The 19,508-nt window shown below is 70.8% G+C and carries 18 protein-coding genes; 11 read left to right on the top strand and 7 right to left on the bottom strand.

Annotated elements, in window-relative coordinates:
• Positions 1–13: 13 nt before the first annotated feature.
• The 5 genes from ACWG52_RS19460 (at position 14) to ACWG52_RS19440 (ending at position 6,984) form a co-directional block, all read left to right on the top strand.
• Entirely contained in the window at positions 14–2,110 is a 2,097-nt protein-coding gene (locus ACWG52_RS19460) for a copper resistance CopC/CopD family protein (protein WP_453125445.1), read from the top strand.
• A gap of 5 nt (positions 2,111–2,115) precedes the next feature.
• Positions 2,116–3,393 (top strand): iron uptake transporter deferrochelatase/peroxidase subunit, encoded by a 1,278-nt coding sequence (gene efeB, locus ACWG52_RS19455; RefSeq protein ID WP_389804518.1) that lies wholly within the window; start codon positions 2,116–2,118, stop codon positions 3,391–3,393.
• 42 nt (positions 3,394–3,435) lie between these two features.
• Entirely contained in the window at positions 3,436–4,371 is a 936-nt protein-coding gene (gene pheA, locus ACWG52_RS19450) for a prephenate dehydratase (protein ID WP_389804515.1), read from the top strand.
• A 526-nt stretch (positions 4,372–4,897) separates the two neighbouring features.
• The gene (serS, locus tag ACWG52_RS19445) at positions 4,898–6,175 is read left to right on the top strand and encodes a serine--tRNA ligase (RefSeq protein ID WP_033215046.1); all 1,278 of its coding nucleotides are present in this window, start codon (positions 4,898–4,900) and stop codon (positions 6,173–6,175) included.
• Positions 6,172–6,984 (top strand): HAD family hydrolase, encoded by an 813-nt coding sequence (locus tag ACWG52_RS19440; protein WP_030713758.1) that lies wholly within the window; start codon positions 6,172–6,174, stop codon positions 6,982–6,984. Before serS ends, ACWG52_RS19440 begins: the two co-directional genes overlap by 4 nt.
• 118 nt (positions 6,985–7,102) lie before the next feature.
• Here ACWG52_RS19440 and ACWG52_RS19435 read toward each other — a convergent pair whose 3' ends face one another.
• Complete coding sequence (locus ACWG52_RS19435) at positions 7,103–7,666, bottom strand: hypothetical protein (RefSeq protein ID WP_389804510.1); 564 nt, start codon at positions 7,664–7,666, stop codon at positions 7,103–7,105.
• A gap of 163 nt (positions 7,667–7,829) precedes the next feature.
• Between ACWG52_RS19435 and ACWG52_RS19430 the strand changes: the two genes are divergently transcribed.
• Together ACWG52_RS19430 and ACWG52_RS19425 are read left to right on the top strand one after the other, a co-directional pair.
• Entirely contained in the window at positions 7,830–8,819 is a 990-nt protein-coding gene (locus ACWG52_RS19430) for a sensor histidine kinase (RefSeq protein WP_389804507.1), read from the top strand.
• A 10-nt stretch (positions 8,820–8,829) separates the two neighbouring features.
• Positions 8,830–9,495, top strand: a complete 666-nt coding sequence (locus ACWG52_RS19425) for a response regulator (RefSeq protein ID WP_389804504.1) — start codon at positions 8,830–8,832, stop codon at positions 9,493–9,495.
• Between the two features lie 14 nt (positions 9,496–9,509).
• Here ACWG52_RS19425 and ACWG52_RS19420 read toward each other — a convergent pair whose 3' ends face one another.
• From ACWG52_RS19420 to ACWG52_RS19400, 5 genes are all read right to left on the bottom strand, one after another.
• On the bottom strand, positions 9,510–10,145 hold the full coding sequence (locus ACWG52_RS19420) for a rhomboid-like protein (protein ID WP_389804501.1): 636 nt from the start codon (positions 10,143–10,145) through the stop codon (positions 9,510–9,512).
• An 83-nt stretch (positions 10,146–10,228) separates the two neighbouring features.
• A complete protein-coding gene (locus ACWG52_RS19415; RefSeq protein ID WP_453125441.1) occupies positions 10,229–10,948 on the bottom strand; it encodes an ABC transporter permease in 720 nt (239 codons plus the stop codon).
• Between the two features lie 15 nt (positions 10,949–10,963).
• Positions 10,964–11,875 carry an ABC transporter ATP-binding protein gene (locus tag ACWG52_RS19410; protein ID WP_033215037.1) on the bottom strand — a complete coding sequence of 304 codons (912 nt, stop codon included), beginning with the start codon at positions 11,873–11,875 and terminating at the stop codon, positions 10,964–10,966.
• The gene (locus ACWG52_RS19405) at positions 11,872–12,759 is read right to left on the bottom strand and encodes an ABC transporter permease (RefSeq protein WP_375936889.1); all 888 of its coding nucleotides are present in this window, start codon (positions 12,757–12,759) and stop codon (positions 11,872–11,874) included. The genes ACWG52_RS19410 and ACWG52_RS19405 overlap by 4 nt, the downstream gene beginning before the upstream one ends.
• Positions 12,749–13,738, bottom strand: a complete 990-nt coding sequence (locus tag ACWG52_RS19400; protein ID WP_030713789.1) for an ABC transporter ATP-binding protein — start codon at positions 13,736–13,738, stop codon at positions 12,749–12,751. The genes ACWG52_RS19405 and ACWG52_RS19400 overlap by 11 nt, the downstream gene beginning before the upstream one ends.
• A gap of 217 nt (positions 13,739–13,955) precedes the next feature.
• On the opposite strand from ACWG52_RS19400, the gene ACWG52_RS19395 reads away from it, so the two are divergent.
• Genes ACWG52_RS19395 through ACWG52_RS19380 form a run of 4 tightly spaced genes read left to right on the top strand, consistent with a single transcriptional unit; the run spans position 13,956 to position 18,454 of the window.
• On the top strand, positions 13,956–14,825 hold the full coding sequence (locus tag ACWG52_RS19395) for a M24 family metallopeptidase (RefSeq protein ID WP_389804496.1): 870 nt from the start codon (positions 13,956–13,958) through the stop codon (positions 14,823–14,825).
• Complete coding sequence (locus ACWG52_RS19390) at positions 14,822–16,612, top strand: SDR family oxidoreductase (protein ID WP_237545428.1); 1,791 nt, start codon at positions 14,822–14,824, stop codon at positions 16,610–16,612. The genes ACWG52_RS19395 and ACWG52_RS19390 overlap by 4 nt, the downstream gene beginning before the upstream one ends.
• Positions 16,609–17,529 carry a metal-dependent hydrolase gene (locus ACWG52_RS19385; protein WP_390139377.1) on the top strand — a complete coding sequence of 307 codons (921 nt, stop codon included), beginning with the start codon at positions 16,609–16,611 and terminating at the stop codon, positions 17,527–17,529. The genes ACWG52_RS19390 and ACWG52_RS19385 overlap by 4 nt, the downstream gene beginning before the upstream one ends.
• Positions 17,530–17,539: 10 nt before the next feature.
• On the top strand, positions 17,540–18,454 hold the full coding sequence (locus tag ACWG52_RS19380) for a MerR family transcriptional regulator (RefSeq protein ID WP_389804487.1): 915 nt from the start codon (positions 17,540–17,542) through the stop codon (positions 18,452–18,454).
• 217 nt (positions 18,455–18,671) lie between these two features.
• Here the strand turns inward: ACWG52_RS19380 and ACWG52_RS19375 are convergent, their stop codons facing one another.
• The gene (locus ACWG52_RS19375) at positions 18,672–19,469 is read right to left on the bottom strand and encodes an aquaporin (RefSeq protein WP_389804484.1); all 798 of its coding nucleotides are present in this window, start codon (positions 19,467–19,469) and stop codon (positions 18,672–18,674) included.
• Positions 19,470–19,508: the final 39 nt, after the last annotated feature.

The raw sequence follows: 19,508 nt of genomic DNA, 5'->3' as shown, positions 1-19,508 counted from the left end.
GAGCTCACACGCCATGACGGCCACCGCCCCCGCCCCTTCCACGGCCCGCGCCCGTGTCACGGCATCTCTGCCGCGGCTCGCGCTGGTCCTCGCAGCCCTGCTGGCAACCCTGTTCACCGCGGCCGTACCGGCCACGGCGCACGCCGCACTCACCGCGAGCGACCCCACGGACGGGGCGGTGGTCGCCACGGCCCCCGCCCAGGTCACGCTCTCCTTCTCGGAGCAGGTCGCCATGGGCGACGACTCGATCCGCGTCCTGGACCCCCAGGGCAAACGCGTGGACACCGGCGAGCTGCGGGACATGTGCAGCGGGAACACCGTCCGCTACGGCACCGCTCTGCACACCGGACTGCCGAACGGCACCTACACCGTCGCCTGGCAGGCCGTCTCGGCCGACAGCCATCCGATCTCCGGCGCCTTCACCTTCTCCATCGGCGCGCCCTCGGCCACCGATGTCTCCCTGCCCACCGCGCAGGCCGGTGGCGGACCTGTCGGCATCGCCTACGGGATCGCCCGCTACGCCGCCTACGCCGGGTTCACCGTCCTCGTGGGCGGCGCCGCCTTCATCCTGTTGTGCTGGCGCCGGGGCGCCGCCGAACGGCCGCTCCAGAAGCTCGTCGTGCGTGCCTGGGTCACCTTGACCGCGGCCACCCTCGCCATGCTGGTGCTGCGGACCCCGTACACCGGGTCCGGGAGCTTCTCCGACGTGTTCGACCTCGACGGGCTCCGGGCCGTCCTGGAGACCAAGACCGGGGCCTCGCTCGTCTCCAGGCTGCTCCTGCTGGGGGCTGCCGCCCTGTTCGTCGCGGTCCTCTTCGGCGTCTACGCACGTCGCGTGGCGGGCCTCGGACCCGATGAGGCCGACCGGGCCGATGGGGAGGCCGAAGGCTCCACCGATGGCCGACCCGACGGGTCCGATGAGGCGGATCCGGCCGACGAGGCCGGCAGGCCGGACGACACCAGCGATCTCACCTTCGGGTTGGCCATCGGCGGAGCCGTCGTGGCCGGCGGTATCGCCGCCACCTGGGCCCTCTCCGAGCACGCCTCCACCGGTATCCAGCCCGGTATCGCCATGCCCGCGGACATCCTGCACCTGATGGCCGTCGCCACATGGCTCGGCGGTCTCGCCGCGCTGCTCGTCGCCCTCCACAAGGTCCCCGGGATCGAGCGCGTGGCCGTCCGGCGCTTCTCCCGGGTCGCGTTCGTCAGTGTCCTGGTGCTCGCCGTCACCGGTGTCTACCAGTCCTGGCGACAGCTCGGCAGCTGGTCCGCCCTCACCAGCACCGACTACGGGCAGCTGCTGCTCCTCAAGGTCGGCCTGGTCGCCGTCCTCCTCGGCATCGCCTACGTGTCCCGCAGGTGGACGGCGCGACTCGCCGAGGCCCCGACGGATGCCGAGGCCGCCGTCGCATCCGTCCCGGCTGTCGCGGCCGTCGGACAGAGCTCCGACGATGTTTCACGTGAAACAGCCTCGGGTGCAGTCTCCGAAGGCTCTGGTGTTTCACGTGAAACAGAGCCCGTGGCCGTCCCCGCGGACCCGGAGCGGGCCGCCCAGCTCGCCCGGCAGCGGGCCGCTCGCGAGAGCGCGCTGGAGAAGCGGGTGCGGGACGCCGACCCGGACCGTGCCGGCCTGCGTCGCTCCGTCCTCGCCGAAGCGGCCATCGCCGTGATCCTGCTCGCCGTCACCACCGTGCTCACCGGCACCGAGCCCGGGCGGACCGTGGAGCGGGAGGCGGGCCGCGGTTCCACCGCCACCGCCGTCCCCGACCGCGCCGTCAAGATCACCCTGCCCTTCGACACCGGTGGCCCGAACGGCAAGGGGTCCGTCCGGCTCGAACTCGACCCGGGTCGGGTCGGCGCGAACACCCTGCACCTGTGGTCCGAATCCGCCGACGGCACTCCTTTCGACCTCCCCGAGATCAAGGTCGCCTTCACCCTTCCCGCCCAGGACATCGGCCCCCTGCCGCTCGTCCCCGAGCGGGCCGCCCCCGGACACTGGACCGCCTCCGGCGTCCAGCTGCCGCTCACCGGCGCATGGCGCATCGACGTGACCGTCCGTACCTCCGACATCGACCAGACCACTGCCCAGAAGACTGTGAAGATCGGCTGACCAGCGTGACCGAGACCAACCCCGACATCGAGATCTCCCGGCGCAGGCTGCTGGGTACCGTCGGCGCCGCGGGCGCCGTCGGGATCGCCCTCGGCACCACAGGCGGCGCTCTGGCGCACTCCGCGCTGGACGACTCCGGCAGCGGCTCCGCCCGCGGAGCGGCCGGCAGCCTGGCGTCCCTCGGCGCCACCCAGGTGGCGTTCGACGGGGACCATCAGGCCGGCATCACCACCCCCCTACAGGCCAAGGGGCACCTCGTCGCCTTCGACCTCACCGCCGGGGCGGGCCGTACGGAGGCCGCCGCGCTGCTGCGGCGCTGGTCCGACACCGCCCGGCGGTTGATGGCGGGCGAGCCGGCCGCGACCTCCGACAGCGGGATCGCGCTGGATGCGGGTCCTTCCTCCCTCACGGTCACCTTCGGCTTCGGCCACTCCTTCTTCGAGCGCACCGGCCTGACCGCACGCCGTCCCGCGGCCCTCGACCCGCTGCCGGACTTCTCCTCGGACCGGCTGGACGCCCAGCGCAGCAACGGCGATCTGTGGGTCCAGATCGGTGCCGACGACGGCCTCGTCGCCTTCCACGCGCTGCGGGCCCTGCAGAAGGACGCCGGAGAGGCCGCCCGCGTCCGCTGGCAGATGAACGGCTTCAACCGCTCTCCCGGTGCCACCGGCACCCCGATGACCGCCCGCAACCTGATGGGCCAGATCGACGGCACCGGCAACCCGAAGCGTTCGGAGCCCGACTTCGACAAGCGGATCTTCGTGCCCGGCACCGGCCCCGGGCCCGCCGAGCACGCCTGGATGGCCGGCGGCTCGTACGCCGTCGTCCGGCGCATCCGCATGCTCCTCGACGACTGGGACAAGCAGTCCCTCGCGCAGCAGGAGCAGGTCATCGGGCGGACGAAGGCCACCGGCGCCCCGCTCACCGGTGGCGGCGAGACCACCGAAATGGGGCTCGACAAGATCGGTCCCGACGGGAAGCCCGTCATTCCGGCCAACGCGCACGCGCGGATCTCCGCCCCCGAGCAGAACGGCGGGGCCGCCATGCTGAGGCGGCCCTTCTCCTTCCACGACGGGATCGGCCCCGACGGCTCTCCCGACGCCGGGCTCCTCTTCGTCTGCTGGCAGGCCGATCCGCTGCGCGGGTTCGTACCCGTTCAGCGCAAGCTCGACCGCGGCGACGCGCTGTCGCAGTTCATCCGGCACGAGTCCAGCGGCCTGTACGCCGTTCCCCCCGGTCCGCGCAGCGGCGAGTACGTGGGGCAGCGTCTGCTCGAAGGATGAACAGCGACCCGGTGGGCAGCACCCCGGCATTAGGCTGATCGCATGTCAGCCACCCGCTTCACGTATCTCGGTCCCGAGGGCACCTTCACCGAGGCCGCCCTGCGCACCCTGCCGGAAGCCGCGACCCGGGAACTCGTCCCGATGGTGTCGGTCCCGGCCGCCCTGGACGCCGTGCGCAACGGCGAGGCGGCCGCTGCCCTCGTCCCGATCGAGAATTCGGTGGAGGGCGGGGTCACCGCCACCCTCGACGAGCTGGCCTCGGGCGAACCGCTGATGATCTACCGCGAGGTGTTGCTGCCCATCACCTTCGCGCTGCTCGTGCGGCCCGGAACCGCCCTGTCGGACGTCAAGACCGTCACCGGGCACCCGGTCGCCCAGCCGCAGGTGCGGAACTGGCTGCGGGCGAACCTGCCCGACGCGGTCTGGGAGTCTGCCGCCTCGAACGCCGACGGCGCCCGGCTGGTCCAGGAGGGCCGCTTCGACGCCGCCTTCGCGGGTGAGTTCGCCGCGGCCACCTACGGACTCGTTCCGCTGGTGACCGAGATCCACGACGCGGAGAACGCCGAGACCCGGTTCGTCCTGGTGGGACGCCCCGCCCGGCCGGCCGCGCCGACCGGCGCGGACAAGACCTCCGTCGTGCTGTGGCTCGGCGACGACCATCCCGGTGCGCTGCTGGAGCTCCTTCAGGAGTTCGCGGTCCGTGGGGTCAACCTGATGCTCATCCAGTCCCGTCCGACCGGGCAGGGGATCGGTAACTACTGCTTCGCCGTCGACGCCGAGGGGCACATCTCCGACCGGCGGGTCAGTGAGGCGCTCATGGGCCTCAAGCGGACCTGTCCCCAGGTCCGCTTCCTCGGTTCCTACCCCCGTGCCGGTGTCGCTCAGAGTGATGTCCGGGCTCCGCGGCCCGGGACCTCCGACGGTGACTTCACGACCGCCTCCGACTGGCTGGGGCGTTGCCTCGACGGGCGGGCCTAGGACCGTCGTCCACTGTCCACAGAGTTATCCACAGGCGGAGATGGGGACCTGGGGACAAGTCGACAGAACGGCACGACAAGGTCGACAAATCGCCCGAGTGACTCAGGTTTCGCTCTGGGGAGCGGGAGGTGAACGGTGTCACCTCCGCATCGCCGATCAACTCTTTGGGGCGAGTCATTCCCACCCGAATGAGTGTGTGAGGGTGGTTTGAACCCTGATTCATCCCGGCCATCCGCCGATCAGGAATGAGCTATTCCTGTGTCCACAGAGGCAGCGCACAGCCTGTGGATAAGATGCGGACCACGGCAATTCCTGTGGACAAGAAGCCTCTCCGGCCCTGCTCAGGCCACGCCCGACCGCTGGCATTCTGCCCCTTTTCGGGGAATGGGGCCGCTTTATTGACGCTCCGAGAAGGACCACTTCCGGTCAGTCGTCAAGACTTATCCATTCGTTGCAATTGGGACATAGCGACACGCAGCGTGATATCGATGTGATCCCGGGAAGCCCCGCCCGGTAGCCTGGAGGGGTGATTGACCTCCGGCTGCTCCGTGAAGACCCTGACCGTGTCCGCGCCTCGCAGCGCGCCCGTGGAGAGGACGTCGAACTCGTCGACGCGCTGCTCTCCGCCGACGAGCGCCGCAGGTCCTCCGGCATGCGCTTCGACGAACTGCGCAATGAGCAGAGGTCCCTCGGCAAGCTCATCCCCAAGGCCTCCCCCGAGGAGCGGGCCGAGCTGCTGAAGCGGGCCGAGCTGCTCAAGCAGGACGTCAAGGCCGCCGAGGCCGAGCAGAACGAGGCCGACGAAGCCGCCAAGCGACTTCTCCTCCAGCTCGGCAACATCGTCCACGAGGACGTACCCGTGGGCGGCGAAGAGGACTTCACGGTCCTGGAGACGCACGGCACCATCCGCGACTTCGGCGCCGAGGGCTTCGAGCCCAAGGACCACTTGGAGCTCGGTGAGCTGCTGGGCGCCATCGACGTCGAGCGCGGCGCCAAGGTCTCCGGCTCGCGCTTCTACTACCTGACCGGTGTGGGCGCCCTGTTGGAGCTGGCGCTGGTCAACGCGGCCATCGCCCAGGCCACCGAGGCCGGCTTCATCCCGATGCTGACCCCGGCGCTGGTGCGCCCGCGTGCCATGGAGGGCACCGGCTTCCTCGGCCAGGCCGCGGAGAACGTGTACCACCTGGAGAAGGACGACTTCTACCTGGTCGGCACCTCCGAGGTCCCCCTCGCCGCGTACCACATGGACGAAATCATCGAGGCCGAGAAGCTGCCGCTGCGGTACGCCGGCTTCTCCCCGTGCTTCCGCCGTGAGGCCGGTACCTACGGCAAGGACACCCGCGGCATCTTCCGCGTCCACCAGTTCGACAAGGTCGAGATGTTCTCGTACGTCGCGCCGGAAGAGGCCGAGGCCGAGCACCAGCGACTCCTGGAATGGGAGAAGCAGTGGCTGACCGCTCTGGAGCTGCCGTTCCAGGTGATCGACGTCGCCACCGGTGACCTGGGCTCCTCCGCCTCACGCAAGTTCGACTGCGAGGCGTGGATCCCCACTCAGGGCAAGTACCGCGAGCTGACCTCCGCCTCGAACTGCGACAGCTTCCAGGCCCGCCGCCTGTCGATCCGCTACCGCGACGGCAAGAAGACCCAGCCGCTGTCCACGCTGAACGGCACGCTGTGCGCCGTACCGCGCACGATCGTCGCCATCCTCGAGAACCACCAGCAGCCCGACGGCTCGGTACGGGTGCCGCAGGTGCTCCGTCCCTACCTCGGTGGTCGCGAGGTTCTGGAGCCGATCACCAAGTGAGCCCGGCCCCGTTCCCGTACAAGCTCGTCGCGACCGATCTCGACGGCACGCTGCTGCGTGGCGACGACACCGTCTCGGAACGCACCCGTGAAGCGCTCGCCGCGGCCACCGCGGCGGGCGCGGCGCACATCATCGTCACCGGCCGGGCCGTGCCCTGGACCCGGCACGTGCTGGACGATCTCGGCTACAAGGGGATCGCCGTGTGCGGGCAGGGGGCGCAGGTCTACGACGCGGGTGCACACCGGCTGCTGACCTCGGTGACCCTGGACCGGCAGCTGGCCGGTCTGGCGCTGTCGAAGCTGGAGGCCGAGGTCGGCCCGCTGGCCCTGGCGGCCAGTCGGGACGGGGTGGACGGCGAGGTCCTGTTCGGGCCCGGGTACCAGGTGCAGGAAGGCCTTCCGGCCCTCTACCTGGAGGATGCCAAGGCGCTCTGGGCGGCTCCGCTGAACAAGCTCTACATCCAGCACCCGGAGCTGGACGACGACGCTCTCGTCAAGGTGGCTCGCGAAACGGTGGGCAGCCTGGTCGACATCGTCATGGCGGGTCCCGGCATCGTCGAGATCCTGCCGTTGGGTCTGACCAAGGCCACGGGCCTGTCACTGGCCGCGCGCCGGCTGAAGGTGAAGGCGGCGGAGACGATCGCCTTCGGTGACATGCCCAACGACATCCCGATGTTCGGCTGGGCCGCGCACGGGGTGGCGATGGCCAACGCCCACGCCGAGCTCAAGGCCGTGGCCGACGAGGTGACGACCTCCAACGAGGAGGACGGCATCGCGGTGGTGCTGGAGCGACTGCTGGGCGCCGCATAACGCGTACGACGTAGGAGAGAGGTCCGGGACAGCCCGCGCCGCGAGGCGCGCTCGAAGTGGCTGCCCCGGACCTTTTGTTGCTCCCCGCACCACTCACTCTGCACCGGCCGCAGGTCCCTTACCAGCGAATTTCCGTGGGCCGGCCGTGGATCCGGCGGCGGCGCCAGTAAGCGACAGTGAGCACGCCCAGCAGGGGACCCCAGAGCAACAGGGGCAGGTAGGACAGGTCGAAGATCCACAGGGCGAGCCCGGTGGGCGCATCGGGATTCGCGGCGTTGACCTCGCTCCACGTCCAGGCGCCGAGAACGGTGACGGCGGTGACCGCGATCGCGCCGAGCGCCGCGGGTACCACCGCCGCCAGGGGGTGGATCCGACGGCCACCCAGCAGGGGGATCCAGCAGGGCAGCTCCTCACCCCAGCGCTGGACCAGTCCGAGGCTCAGCAGGCCCAGGCACTCCTGCAGGACGCAGACGAAGACGAGGACCAAGGACTCCCGGCCCGGGTAGTACGCGTGGTGCAGATCGCTGCCCGGTCCCCAGCCCATGGGTATGCCGACCGCGATCGCGAGTCGCCACACGCAGCTGGGAAGCACGGTCAGCGAGGTCAGCTGGGCGAGCCGGCGAAGCCATGGGGAGACTCCGGGCACCATGTGCGAGGCGCGAACGGCGGCGTGCGAGGTCATCTGCCAAGTCCTCTTCAGGGGCTACTGGTTGATGACTCCAGCCTGGTCGGCCGGCGCCTTCGCGACCATCCGCCGATCAGCGGGCCGGTGGTCCCATGAGGTCCCTGCGGCTCTGCCGATCGGCGGATGGTCGGTACCCGGGGTGCGCTCGTAGGGTCGGAGCATGTCCCTCGATCTTCGGTCCTCCTACGCCCCGTTACTCGCCCTGGCCGGTGCTGTCGGCCTCCTCGGGGGGTTCCTGGGGGCGCCCCCGGCATGGTTGCTGGTCTGGGTGGGTCTGCTGCTGCCGCTGCTGGCCCTGGTGGCCCGCTGGTCCCCGGTGCGTGCGGGAGCCGGCGCGGCCGTACTGGGCGTGGCGGCCGTCGCGCTGTGGCCGGTACCGCTGATGTGGGGGCCGGCGTCGTGGCTGGAGGTCTGCGGGGCAGCGGCGTTCTGGGCGGTGCCCGCGCTCGGGGCCCTGGCGGCCGGGGGCTACCTACGCCGTCAGGCGAGTCGGATGCGCCAGGCCGTCCGGGACGGCCGACGGGACCAGCAGCTGGAACTGGCCCGGGATCTGCACGACTTCGTGGCGCATGACGTGAGCGCCATCGTGGTGCAGGCCCAGGCGGCCAGGTTCGTGGCGGACAAGGACCCCGAGCAGGCGGTCCGTGCGCTGGAGCGGATCGAGGCGGCGGGGCTCGGCGCGCTCGCCTCGATGGACCGGACGGTACACGCGCTGCGGGAGGCGGCCGGTGCGCGGTCCGCCTCGGTCCCGGGGATCTCGGAGCTGCCGGGTCTGGTGGAGCGGTTCGAGGGCGGGGTACTGGACGCCGATCCGGCGGCGGCCCGGGCGTTGTCGCGGGAGGCGGACACCACCGCCTACCGGGTGGCCGTGGAGGCGCTGACGAACGTACGCCGACACGCGCCCGGGGCGGCGGTCGTACGGGTGCGCCTGCACCGGGCCGCGGAGGGGATCGAGCTGAGTGTGGCCAACTCGGCGCCGGCCCGGGGCGCGGGGGGACTGCTGGGGCTGCGGCGGCGGAGCGGAACGGGGCTGGCCGGTCTGCGCGGCAGGGTGGAGGCGGCGGGCGGGACGCTGCGAGCCGGCGCGAGCGCCGACGGCGGATGGCGGGTTTGCGCCGTCTTCCCGGCTCAGGGGCGCGCCCTCGGGTGATCATGGCGGCGTGACCACACGCATCCTGATAGCCGACGACCAAGATGACATCCGCAGCGGATTCCGGCTGATCCTGGACTCACAGCCGGACATGACCGTGGTGGGGGAGGCCGCGGACGGGGAGAGCGCGGTGACGCTGGCCCGGGAACTACGGCCCGACGTGGTGCTCGCGGACATCCGGATGCCGCGGCTCGACGGGCTGGAGGTGACCCGGCTGCTGGCGCCGCAGACACGGGTGGTGGTGGTGACCACCTTCGACCTGGACGAGTACGTGCACACCGCGCTCCGCAACGGCGCCTGCGGCTTTCTGCTGAAGCGGTCCGGGCCGGCGTTGCTGATCGAAGGGGTCCGGGCGGCGATGGCGGGGGACACGCTGATCAGTCCGCAGATCACGGTGCGGCTGCTGAGCCGCCTGGCGCAGACGGGTCCCGTCGCCCGCCCCACGGCGCATCCGCTGACGGAGCGGGAGGTGGAGATCGTACGTCTGGTGGCGCGGGGGCTCACCAATGCCGAGATCGGCGCCGAGCTGTTCATCAGCGCGGGTACGGCCAAGACCCACATCGCGAACGTCCAGGCCAAGCTGGGGGCCCGCAACCGGGTGGGAATCGCCGCGTGGGCCTGGGAGCACGGCGTCGCCGAACCGGACACGGCTACGGGCTCGCACGACACCCCCTGAGGGGGTCCTGCCGCTCATGTTTCACGTGAAACGACGTTGCGGGTGAGTGGCCAGGAGAGCAGACCGACGGAGAGCGCGATGGCGTGGCCGAGGTCCGTGAAGGTGCCGCCGGTGACCAGGGGCATCCCGAAGAAGGCGACCGCTCCGGCCAGGTAGAGCCATCTCCAGGGGCTGGGGAGCCGGTAGGTGAGGACGCCGATGGAGGCCGCGAGGCCGTAGCTGACGCCGATGTCGACGACGTGGGTCATGCTGTGCGGGGCCCGGTGGTCCTGGATGGCCGTCAGGAGGATCTTCTGGCTGACCAAGGTGGCGACGATGTGGGCGGTCGCGACGATCAGGAGCCAGCGCAGGGTGCCGAGCCAGCGTTCGACGGGGGCGTGGAACACCTCGAAGAGCACGGCGTAGAGGGCGAGCGAGGCCGGGTTCGCGATCCAGAAGGCGCTGCTGACGAGCGCCCGGAGGGGGTATTTGACGAGCTGGTTGATGTTGCTGCTGTTGCGGTGGAGCAGGACGCTGTCGACCTGGTCGGGTGCGATCGCGACGATGACGCTGGTCACGGCGATGATCAGTAGCCAGATGTGCGTTCCGGGCGAGGAGCGTATCCAGGACCGCAGTGGCCTGGACGGCTCCGGCTCGGTGTGCGCGACCATGCACCGATGATGCCGCGCGAACCTGTGCCCCGCCCGGCCGGTGGGCCGGGCGGGGCACAGGTTCGCGTGCGGTGCGGCGGGGACTACTCCTCGCCCGCCAGGGTGAGGCGGCGGAGCTTCTGGCCCGCGTAGACGGTGGCGGCGACGGTGACCGCGCAGAGCAGGATCACGGCGGTGGGCAGGCCGACGGTGGCGTCGACGTACCCGTCCCCGGCGACCTTCTCGGCGACGGACAGGGCCCACTGCTGGACGCTGAGGGTCTTGGCTCCGGAGACCAGGCTGCCGAAGAGCGACTCCCAGATCAGGGCGTAGACCAGGCCGAAGACCACCGCGTGCCGGCTGACGGTGCCGAGCAGCAGGAACAGCGCGCTGTAGGCGATCGAGGCCACGAGGGCGGCGATCGTGTAGGCGACGGCGATCTGCTGACCGTTCCCGTTGAGGATGAATCCGGCGATCAGGGTGGGGATCGCGGAGAAGACCATCGTGACGGAGATAGCCACGATCAGCTTGGTCATGATGATCTTCGGACGCTTCACCGGCTTGGCGAGCAGGTAGACGATGGAGCCGTCGTCGATCTCGGGTCCGATGGCTCCGGTGCCGGCGATGACACCGATCAGCGGGACCATGGTGGCGAGGGCCAAGCCGCCGAGGAGGTCGGCCGCCACCTTGTCGTCCACGCCGACGAAAGCACGGACGACGAGGGCGATGACGATCAGCAGGGCGGGCAGCGCGAAGAGGATCAGCGCGCGGCGCCGGCCGAGCAGGGCCCGGTAGGTGAGCCGGGCAACGGTGGGTTCGTACATGGGTGCCAGCTCCTTTCAGGCCGCGACGAGGTAGGAGAAGACCGACTCGAGGGACTCGTCGGAGGGCGAGACCGTCAGCAGCCGGATGCCGTGTTCCCGGGCCACGCGGGGCAGCAGCTCGGTGAAGCGGCCGAAGTCGACGGCCTGGATGCGCAGCGCGCCTTCCTTGAGGTCGACCTCGATGCCGGCGGTGGAGGGATCGGCGATCAGGGCCGCGGCGAGGACCCGGTCGTCGGAGGAGCGGATGAGGTACCGGTGCGGGCGGTCCGTCATCAGGCGGCGGATCTTGCGGAAGTCGCCGGAGGCGGCGTGCCGGCCGGCCACGACCACCTCGATGTGCGAGGCGAGTTGCTCGACCTCCTCCAGGATGTGGGAGGAGAACAGGACGGTGCGTCCCTCGTCGCCCATGCGCCGCAGCAGGTCCATGAGCTGCATGCGCTGGCGCGGGTCCATGCCGTTGAACGGCTCGTCGAGGAGCAGGACGGCCGGGTCGTGGACGAGGGCCGAAGCCATCTTCACGCGCTGGCGCATGCCCTTGGAGTACGTGGCGATCTTGCGGTCCTGGGCGTACTCCATCTCGACGGTGGCGAGCGCCCGCTGGGCGGCCGTGTCGTCGAGGCCGTGGAGTTCGGCGTTGGCGACGACGAACTCCCGGCCCGTGAGGAAGTCGTACATGGCCTCGCGCTCGGGCACGACACCGATCTGCTTGTAGACCTGCTCGTTCTGCCAGATCGGCGCACCGTCGAGGGTGACGGTGCCCGTGGAGGGAGCGAGGAACCCGCCCATCATGTTGATGAGGGTGGACTTCCCGGCGCCGTTGGGACCCAGGAGCCCGGTGACGCCGGGGCCGATGTTCATCGTCACGTCGTTGACGGCAACGACGTTCCCGAACCAGCGGGAGGTGTGGTCGATGTGGATGGTGGTCACAGCCCGGCCTTCCGGTAGCGGGCCATCAGGGCGGCGTAGGAGCCGACGATGAGGCCGAGGGCGACGATCAGGTAGACGACGCCGGTGCCGGCCGAGGGACCCTCGCCGCCGGGGAAGGCGGAGGTCGCGCCCAGGAACGCGGTCTGTACGCCGTCGATGAGCGTGATCGGGGAGAACAGGCCCATCCACTCGATGGCTCCGGTGTTCCCGGTGCTGTAGGAGATCCCCTGGACCGCGGTCACCGCGCCGAACGGGATCAGGAGCACCGCGATGATCGCGGCGACGCCGAACCCGCGGCGCGGGGTGAGCGCGGCCATGACCAGGCCGAGGCCCGCGAACAGCAGCGACAGCAGCAGAACCGACACGAGTCCCTGCCCGAATCCCTTGGTCTGGTCGGCGAAGTCGAACTTCGCGAGCAACGCGCCGATCCACATGATCAGCAGCGGGGTCGCGGTGAGGATGAACAGGGCCGAGGCCATGGCCGCGTACTTGGCCACGACGTAGTCGACGCGTTCGATGGGCCGCGAGAAGTAGAGCGGCACCGTCTTGAAGCGCAGGTCGCGCGAGACGGACTGCGGCGCCTGGGACGCGAGGAAGAGGCCGATGATCACCTGGGTGGTCAGGGCGTACGTCGTGTACTTGATCGGCAGGTCGGTGGAGCCGGGCACCGCGATGGCGACCGCGACGATGATCAGCGCGGGTACGCACATCACCGCGAAGAGGAGCATCGGGAGGACCTTGGACTTGGCGGAGCGGCCCAGTCCGTAGGCGCCGCGCAGGGACTGCGAGAACAGCGACTTGCGGGCGTAGGCGCGGCCGAGCCGGGGTCCGTCGTAGGACCGGTAGCCGATGTTGTGGATCTGGGTCGAGGTGTCAGGCGCCATCGGAACCGGCTCCCTTCTGCTGGACGGTGGGCGAGGGCTGGTCGTTGTCGCGGAAGACCTCCGCGATGTGGTGACGGCGCTGCTCCATGCGGACCAGGCCGATGCCCAGGTCGGCGACGGTGTCGCGGACGGTGTCGTACGTCTCCTCGCCGGTGGCCTCGACGAGGAGGATGTGGCCGGCCCCGGGCAGGCCCTGCTCCTCGCCGATGTGCAGGGTGACGCCGGCTTCGGTGAGCGCCTTGCGCAGGGCGGCGGTGCCGTCCGGGTGCGTGTCGGAGTCGGTGACCTCGACCGCGAGGGTCGTGGTGATCTGGGTGAAGTCGCTGGTGGAGCTGGAACGCAGCAGCTTGCCGCCGTCGACGACGACCACGTGGTCGCAGGTCCGCTCCAGCTCGCCGAGGAGGTGGGAGGTGACCAGGACGGAGATGCCGAAGTCGGTGTAGATCCGGCGGATCAGGCCGAGCATCTCGTCGCGGCCGACCGGGTCCAGGCCGTTGGTGGGCTCGTCGAGGAGCACCAGCTGGGGGTCGTGGACGAGGGCCTGGGCGAGCTTGACGCGCTGCTTCATGCCGGTGGAGTAGCCGCCGATGGGGCGGTAGCGCTCCTCGTACAGCCCGACGTGGCGCAGGGTGTCGGCGGTGCGCTCGCGGGCCGCGGTCGGCGGCAGCCCGGACATGCGCGCCATGTGGACGACGAACTCGGTGGCCGAGACGTCGGGTGGCAGGCAGTCGTGCTCGGGCATGTAGCCGACGCGTTCACGGATGGCGCTGCCATGCGTGTGGACGTCGAGGCCGAGCACGGCGGCGCTGCCCTCGGTGGCGGGGGACAGTCCCAGCAGAATCTTGATCAGCGTGGACTTGCCGGCTCCGTTGGCACCAACGAGGCCGGTCACACCAGGCCCGATGTCCAGGGAGAGCCGGTCGAGGGCGGTCACTCGGGGGTACCGCTTGCTCAGGCTTTCGGTCGCGATGACAGTCACGGGTTCGACGTTAGTGGCGTGGCTCTCGTGAAACGTCAGACCTGGAGCTGGATCCGGTCTCAGCCTTCAGGCGTACATGCCCGTACTGGAGGCTGATGTGGACCCGACAACTTTGTCCACAGGTCCGTGCACGACCCTTGACGTGATCTCCGGTCATTGTCACATTCATCAGTGTCAACTTACGGGCGCGTACGGCTACACGGATGGACGGGCTGAGATGGCTGGGGACACCAAGCAACGCACCGCGCGACTCTCCGGACGAGGCTCCGCCGACCTGAGCGGCTTCAGAGAGGTGCAGCGCCTGGCGTACGAGTGCGCCGAGGCCGTCGCCGCGCAGCTGCGGCCCGGGGTGACCGAGCGCGAGGCCGCGCGGATGCAGCGCGAGTGGCTGCGGGAGCGCGGGGTGCGGGACTGGTTCCACCTGCCCTTCGCCTGGTTCGGGGACCGCACCGCCTTCGCGAACTTCAGGATCCCGCTGCAGTTCTTCCCGACGAACCGGAAGCTGGAGCCGGGGATGCCGTTCATCCTCGACATGGCACCGGTCCACAAGGGCTACGCGGCCGACATCGGCTATTCGGGCAGCCTCGGGCTCAATCCGGTGCAGGACCGCCTCATGTCCGATCTCCAGGCGCACCGCGTGCTGATCCTGGAGCAGGTGCGCGAGGGCCGCTCCCTGCGCGAGATCTACGAGAACGTCGAACGGCTGATGACCCGGCAGGGGTACGCCAACCGGCACCGGGCCTATCCCTTCGGGGTGATCGCGCACAAGATCGACCGGGTCAAGGAGCGGCGCTGGTCACCGACCGCCTTCGGCTTCGGCACCCAGTCCCTCAAGGGACTGGCCGGTGACGCCCTGCACGGCCACCGCGAGGGCTGGTCCCCGCTGTGGAGCCCGTACCACTTCTCCGACCACCGGCCGCAGCCCGGCCTGTGGGCGGTGGAACCCCACCTCGGATTCCGGGGTACCGGCGCGAAGTTCGAGGAGATCCTGGTCGTCACCGACTCCCGGGACCCCGAGGAGAGCGCGTTCTGGCTGGACGACGATCTGCCGCACGTGCGGCGCTGGGCCGAGGAGAAGGCAGCATGAGCGACATGGCCGGAGCGGGAGCGGTGGGCCTGGCGGGTGCGCGCGAGCGCCGGGTGAGCACCGGGGGGATAGAGCTGTGCGTCGTCGAGCTCGGTGAGACGGGCCGGCCGACGGTCGTGCTGGTGCACGGCTACCCGGACAGCAAGGAGGTCTGGTCGGAGGTCGCCGAGCGGCTCGCGACCCGCTTCCACGTGGTGCTCTACGACGTGCGTGGCCACGGGCGCTCCACCGCGCCGCAGCCGCTGCGGGGCGGCTTCACCCTGGAGAAGCTGACCGACGACTTCCTGGCGGTGGCGGACGCCGTCAGCCCGGACCGGCCCGTGCACCTCGTCGGCCACGACTGGGGTTCCGTACAGGGCTGGGAGTTCGCGACGGTCGCCCGCACCGAGGGCAGGATCGCCTCCTTCACCTCGATGTCGGGGCCCTCCCTCGACCACTTCGGGCACTGGATCAAGAAGCGGATGACGCGGCCCACCCCTCGTGCGGCGGCGCAGCTCCTCGGCCAGGGCGCCAAGTCCTGGTACGTCTACATGCTGCACACCCCGGTGCTGCCGGAGCTCGCCTGGCGCGGGCCGCTCGGCAAGCGGTGGCCCGCGATGCTCCAGCGCATCGAAAAGGTTCCGGCCGGCTCCTATCCGACGGCCTCGCTGCCTTCGGACGCGGCGCACGGCGCCTGGCTCTACCGCGACAACGTACGGCCGCGCATGCGTCGGCCGCGCCCCGACGCGTACGCCCACGTACCGGTGCAGCTGATCACCCCGACCGGGGACGCCTTCCTGTCCGAGCGGCTCTACGACGGTCTGGAGCGGTGGGCCCCGGACCTGCTGCGGCGGACCCTGCCCGCCAAGCACTGGGTGCCCCGGACCCGGCCCGACCAGCTGGCCGCCTGGATCACCGAGTTCGTCGACGACCGGGAGGAGCCCGCCACGCGGGCTCCGGAGCGGAAGGCCCCGGGCAGGTACGCCGATCGTTTCGCCGGCCAGCTGGTCCTGGTCACCGGCGCGGCCAGCGGCATCGGCCGGGCGACCGCCTTCGCCTTCGCCGAGGCCGGGGCCCGGGTGGTCGCCGTCGACCGCGACGCCGAAGGCGCGGCGCGCACGGCCGACATGTCCCGCCTCGTGGGCGCCGCCGAGGCCTGGGCCGAGTGCGTGGACGTCAGCGACGAGCAAGCGATGGAGAAGCTCGCGGCGAAGGTCGCCGCCGAGTACGGAATCGTCGACGTCCTGGTCAACAACGCCGGGATCGGCCTGTCCGGCTCCTTCCTCGACACCACCGCCGAGGACTGGAAGAAGGTCCTGGACGTCAATCTGTGGGGCGTCATCCACGGCTGCCGGATCTTCGGGAAGCAGATGGCCGAGCGCGGCCAGGGCGGGCACATCGTCAACACCGCCTCCGCCGCCGCCTACCTGCCCTCCAGGACCCTGCCCGCCTACAGCACCTCGAAGGCCGCGGTGCTGATGCTGTCGGAGTGCCTGCGCGCGGAACTGGCCTCGAAGTCGATCGGCGTCTCCGCGATCTGCCCGGGCATCGTCAACACCAACATCACCGCCACCTCGCGCTTCGCCGGGGTGGACGAAGCCGAGGAGAAGCGCCGCCAGGAACGCTCCTCGCGGCTGTACGGACTGCGCAACTTCCCGCCGGAGAAGGTCGCCGACGCGATCCTGCGGGCGGTGGTGCGCAACGAGGCCGTCGTACCGGTGACTCCGGAGTCCAAGGGCGCCCTGTGGATGTCCCGCTTCGCCCCTCGCGCCCTGCGGCGCATCGCGAGGCTGGAGCCAAGGTTGTGAGCGGGTCCACGGACCGGATCGACCGGCACCCGATCAGCCCGCGCCGGGTGGCCTTCGACTGGAGGACCACCCCACTGCACTGGATACCGGACGAGCCCACCGCCACCCACGTCATCAACGTGCTGCACCTGCTCCTGCCCGCCGGGGAGCGGTGGTTCGTGAGGGTCCTCAAGGAGGGCCTGCCCCTGGTCACCGACCCGGAGCTGCGCGGTGACGTCAAGGGGTTCATGGGCCAGGAGGCCACGCACAGCGTGCAGCACTCCTACGTCCTGGACCACCTCGCCGAGCAGCGACTGCCGACGCAGGCGTACACACGGCACGTGGACTTCCTGTTCGAGAAACTCCTCGGGGAGGCCCCGCCGTTCGGGATACCGGTCACGGCGCGGGAGTGGCTGCGCTTCCGGCTGGCGGTGGTCGCCGCGATCGAACAGTTCACGGCGGTGCTCGGGGACTGGGTGCTGCGCGCCGAGGGGCTCGACCGGGCCGGGGCCGACGAGATCATGCTGGACCTGCTGCGATGGCACGGCGCGGAGGAGGTGGAGCACCGCTCCGTGGCCTTCGACATGTACCAGCACTGTGGGGGAGCCGGTCTGCCCCGCTACGCGCGGCGCGTCGAGGGAATGGTCGTGGTCGCGCCCGTGCTGGCGTGGCTGTGGTTGTGGGGGGCCTCGTACCTCATACGCAACGACCCGGAACTGGACGGCCGGGAGCGCTACTCGCTCGGCGCGCACAACCGCGCGGTGGCCAAGGGCCTGCTACCTCCGTGGAGAGAGCTCGGCATGGCCATACCCCGCTACTTCCGGCGGTCGTACCATCCCTCGCAGGAGGGCTCGCTGCGCAGGGCGGTCGAGTACCTTGCGGCTTCACCTGCCGCCCGGGCCGCAGCGGGCGCGGTCGGCCGAGCCGCGATGTCGTAGGGAGCCGGGATTGTCCGATCAGGCGGTAGCCGAGTACCGGATCGAGGATCTGGCACACCACAGCGGGGCGACGGTGCGCACGATCCGGGCGTACCAGGACCGTGGCCTGCTGCCGAAACCGGAGCGGCGGGGCCGGTCCAACGTCTACCGGGACACGCATCTGGCGCGGCTGCGCCAGATCGCGGACCTGCTGGACCGCGGCTACACCCTGGCCTCCATCAAGGAGCTGCTGGAGGCCTGGGACGCGGGGCGCGGTCTGGGCGGCGTTCTCGGGCTGGTCGCCGAGGTGCACGGGCCGTGGACCGATGAGGAGGCGGCCCGGATCAGCCGGGAGGAGCTGAACGATCGGTTCGGCGGCCGGCCGGACGACGAGGCCGTGGACGAGGCCTGCGAGCTCGGGGTGCTGGAGCGGATCCCGGGGCGCCCGGACCAGTTCCTGGTGCCCTCCCCGCAGGAGCTGGCGGTGGCCGCCGAGCTGTACGCGGCCGGGGTGCCGCTGACGGCGATCACCGGGCACCTGCGGGAACTGCGGGGACAGGTGGAACACATCGCTTCGCGGTTTCTGGAGTTCACCACGGAGCACGTCTTCGCGCGCTACCTCGGGCAGGTGCCGCCCACGGACGCGGACGCGGCGGAGGCGGCGACGATGGTACGGCGGCTGCGGCCGCTGGCCCAGCAGACCGTGGACGCGGAGCTGGCGCGGGCGATGCGGCTCTTCGCGACCCGGCACCTCCAGCGGCACCTGGGGTCGGCCGGCGCACCGGGGCCGACGGGGCCCTCACCGGTGGCCTTGCCTGCCGGGACGGTTCGGGCGGTGCAGGATCTGGTGGGCGCCGACCATGTGGCGGAGTTCGTCCGGGCCGCGACGGAGCGGGAGCTCCAGGCCCGGACGATGAACGATCTGGCGCGCCGCGGCGAGCGGTGACGCCGGGCGGGTCGTGATGCGGGGGGGGCGGGCTGCCACGGCGGCCTGGGTGATCACGGCGGCGTGGGTGGTCACGGCGGAGGGCTCGATCCCACCCGGTCGAGCCCGATCCACAGATTCCACAGATTCCACAGGGCGGATCACGCGTTTGCCGTCAAAACCCGCCCAAACGGCTGTGGACAAGTGCCCTTTTCCTGTGGGCAACTGAGCCGCCGTCTCACCTGACGGTCTCGTACTCCGCCTTGGCGGGGCTCGCCCCGTCCACCGGGGACGGCTTCACACTCCGGCCGAACCGGGACCTGGACCGGGGCTTGGAGCCGGTCCCGCCCCCCGCCCCGGACCCGAACAGGAGGGCGGCCAGAGCCAGGCCGAGGATCCCGCCGACCAGCTGCGCGCCGAGGAATCCGGGCAGCGACTGGGGGGCTATGCCGGTGAAGGAGTCGCTGAAGCTGCGCCCGATGGTGCCCGCCGGATTGGCGAAGGAGCCGGAGGAGGTGAACCAGATCGCGGCCGCGATGTACGCGGCGACCGCCGGCGGAACGAACCTGCCGCGCCCGGTCCGGCCGAGACCCTGGATCAGCAGGACCAGACCCGCGGTGGCGACCACCTCGCCGATGAGCAGGTGCCCGCCGTGGCGCACCTGGGTGGCGAAGGTGCCCGGGACCCGGCCGAACATGACTTCCGCGACGAGGGCTCCGCCGATGGCCCCGGCGCTCTGGGCCGCCGTGTAGACGAGCGCCTCGCGGCCGCCCAGACCCTCGCCGCCGGTCCGCCGGGACCACCAGGAGGTGAGGGTGACCACCGGATTGAGGTGGGCGCCGGACAGCGGCCCGAAGATCGTGATGATCAACCCGAGGCCGATGGCCGACGCGAACGAGTTGGCGATGAGGGCGACACCGGTGTCGCGGCTGAGCTCGGCGGCCTTGAGGCCGGAGCCGATCACGACCACGAGCAGTCCGGCGGTACCGATCAGCTCAGCAGCGGCACGGCGTGACAGTGAGGGTGGGGCTGTCATGGTTTCTCCCTCTGAACAGAAGTGTCAGCGGAAAATGTA

The organism is Streptomyces sp. CLCI03, from assembly GCF_053615355.1.
This window is presented reverse-complemented; position numbering and strand designations above follow the sequence as displayed.

Coding starts and splice junctions, on each gene's coding strand:
- ACWG52_RS19375 (WP_389804484.1), bottom strand. CDS start 19,469: ATGACAGCCCCACCCTCACTGTCACGCCGTGCCGCTGCTGAGCTGATC.
- ACWG52_RS19390 (WP_237545428.1), top strand. CDS start 14,822: ATGAGCGACATGGCCGGAGCGGGAGCGGTGGGCCTGGCGGGTGCGCGC.
- ACWG52_RS19415 (WP_453125441.1), bottom strand. CDS start 10,948: ATGTACGAACCCACCGTTGCCCGGCTCACCTACCGGGCCCTGCTCGGC.
- ACWG52_RS19395 (WP_389804496.1), top strand. CDS start 13,956: ATGGCTGGGGACACCAAGCAACGCACCGCGCGACTCTCCGGACGAGGC.
- pheA (WP_389804515.1), top strand. CDS start 3,436: ATGTCAGCCACCCGCTTCACGTATCTCGGTCCCGAGGGCACCTTCACC.
- ACWG52_RS19430 (WP_389804507.1), top strand. CDS start 7,830: ATGTCCCTCGATCTTCGGTCCTCCTACGCCCCGTTACTCGCCCTGGCC.
- ACWG52_RS19460 (WP_453125445.1), top strand. CDS start 14: ATGACGGCCACCGCCCCCGCCCCTTCCACGGCCCGCGCCCGTGTCACG.
- ACWG52_RS19435 (WP_389804510.1), bottom strand. CDS start 7,666: ATGACCTCGCACGCCGCCGTTCGCGCCTCGCACATGGTGCCCGGAGTC.
- ACWG52_RS19420 (WP_389804501.1), bottom strand. CDS start 10,145: ATGGTCGCGCACACCGAGCCGGAGCCGTCCAGGCCACTGCGGTCCTGG.
- ACWG52_RS19405 (WP_375936889.1), bottom strand. CDS start 12,759: ATGGCGCCTGACACCTCGACCCAGATCCACAACATCGGCTACCGGTCC.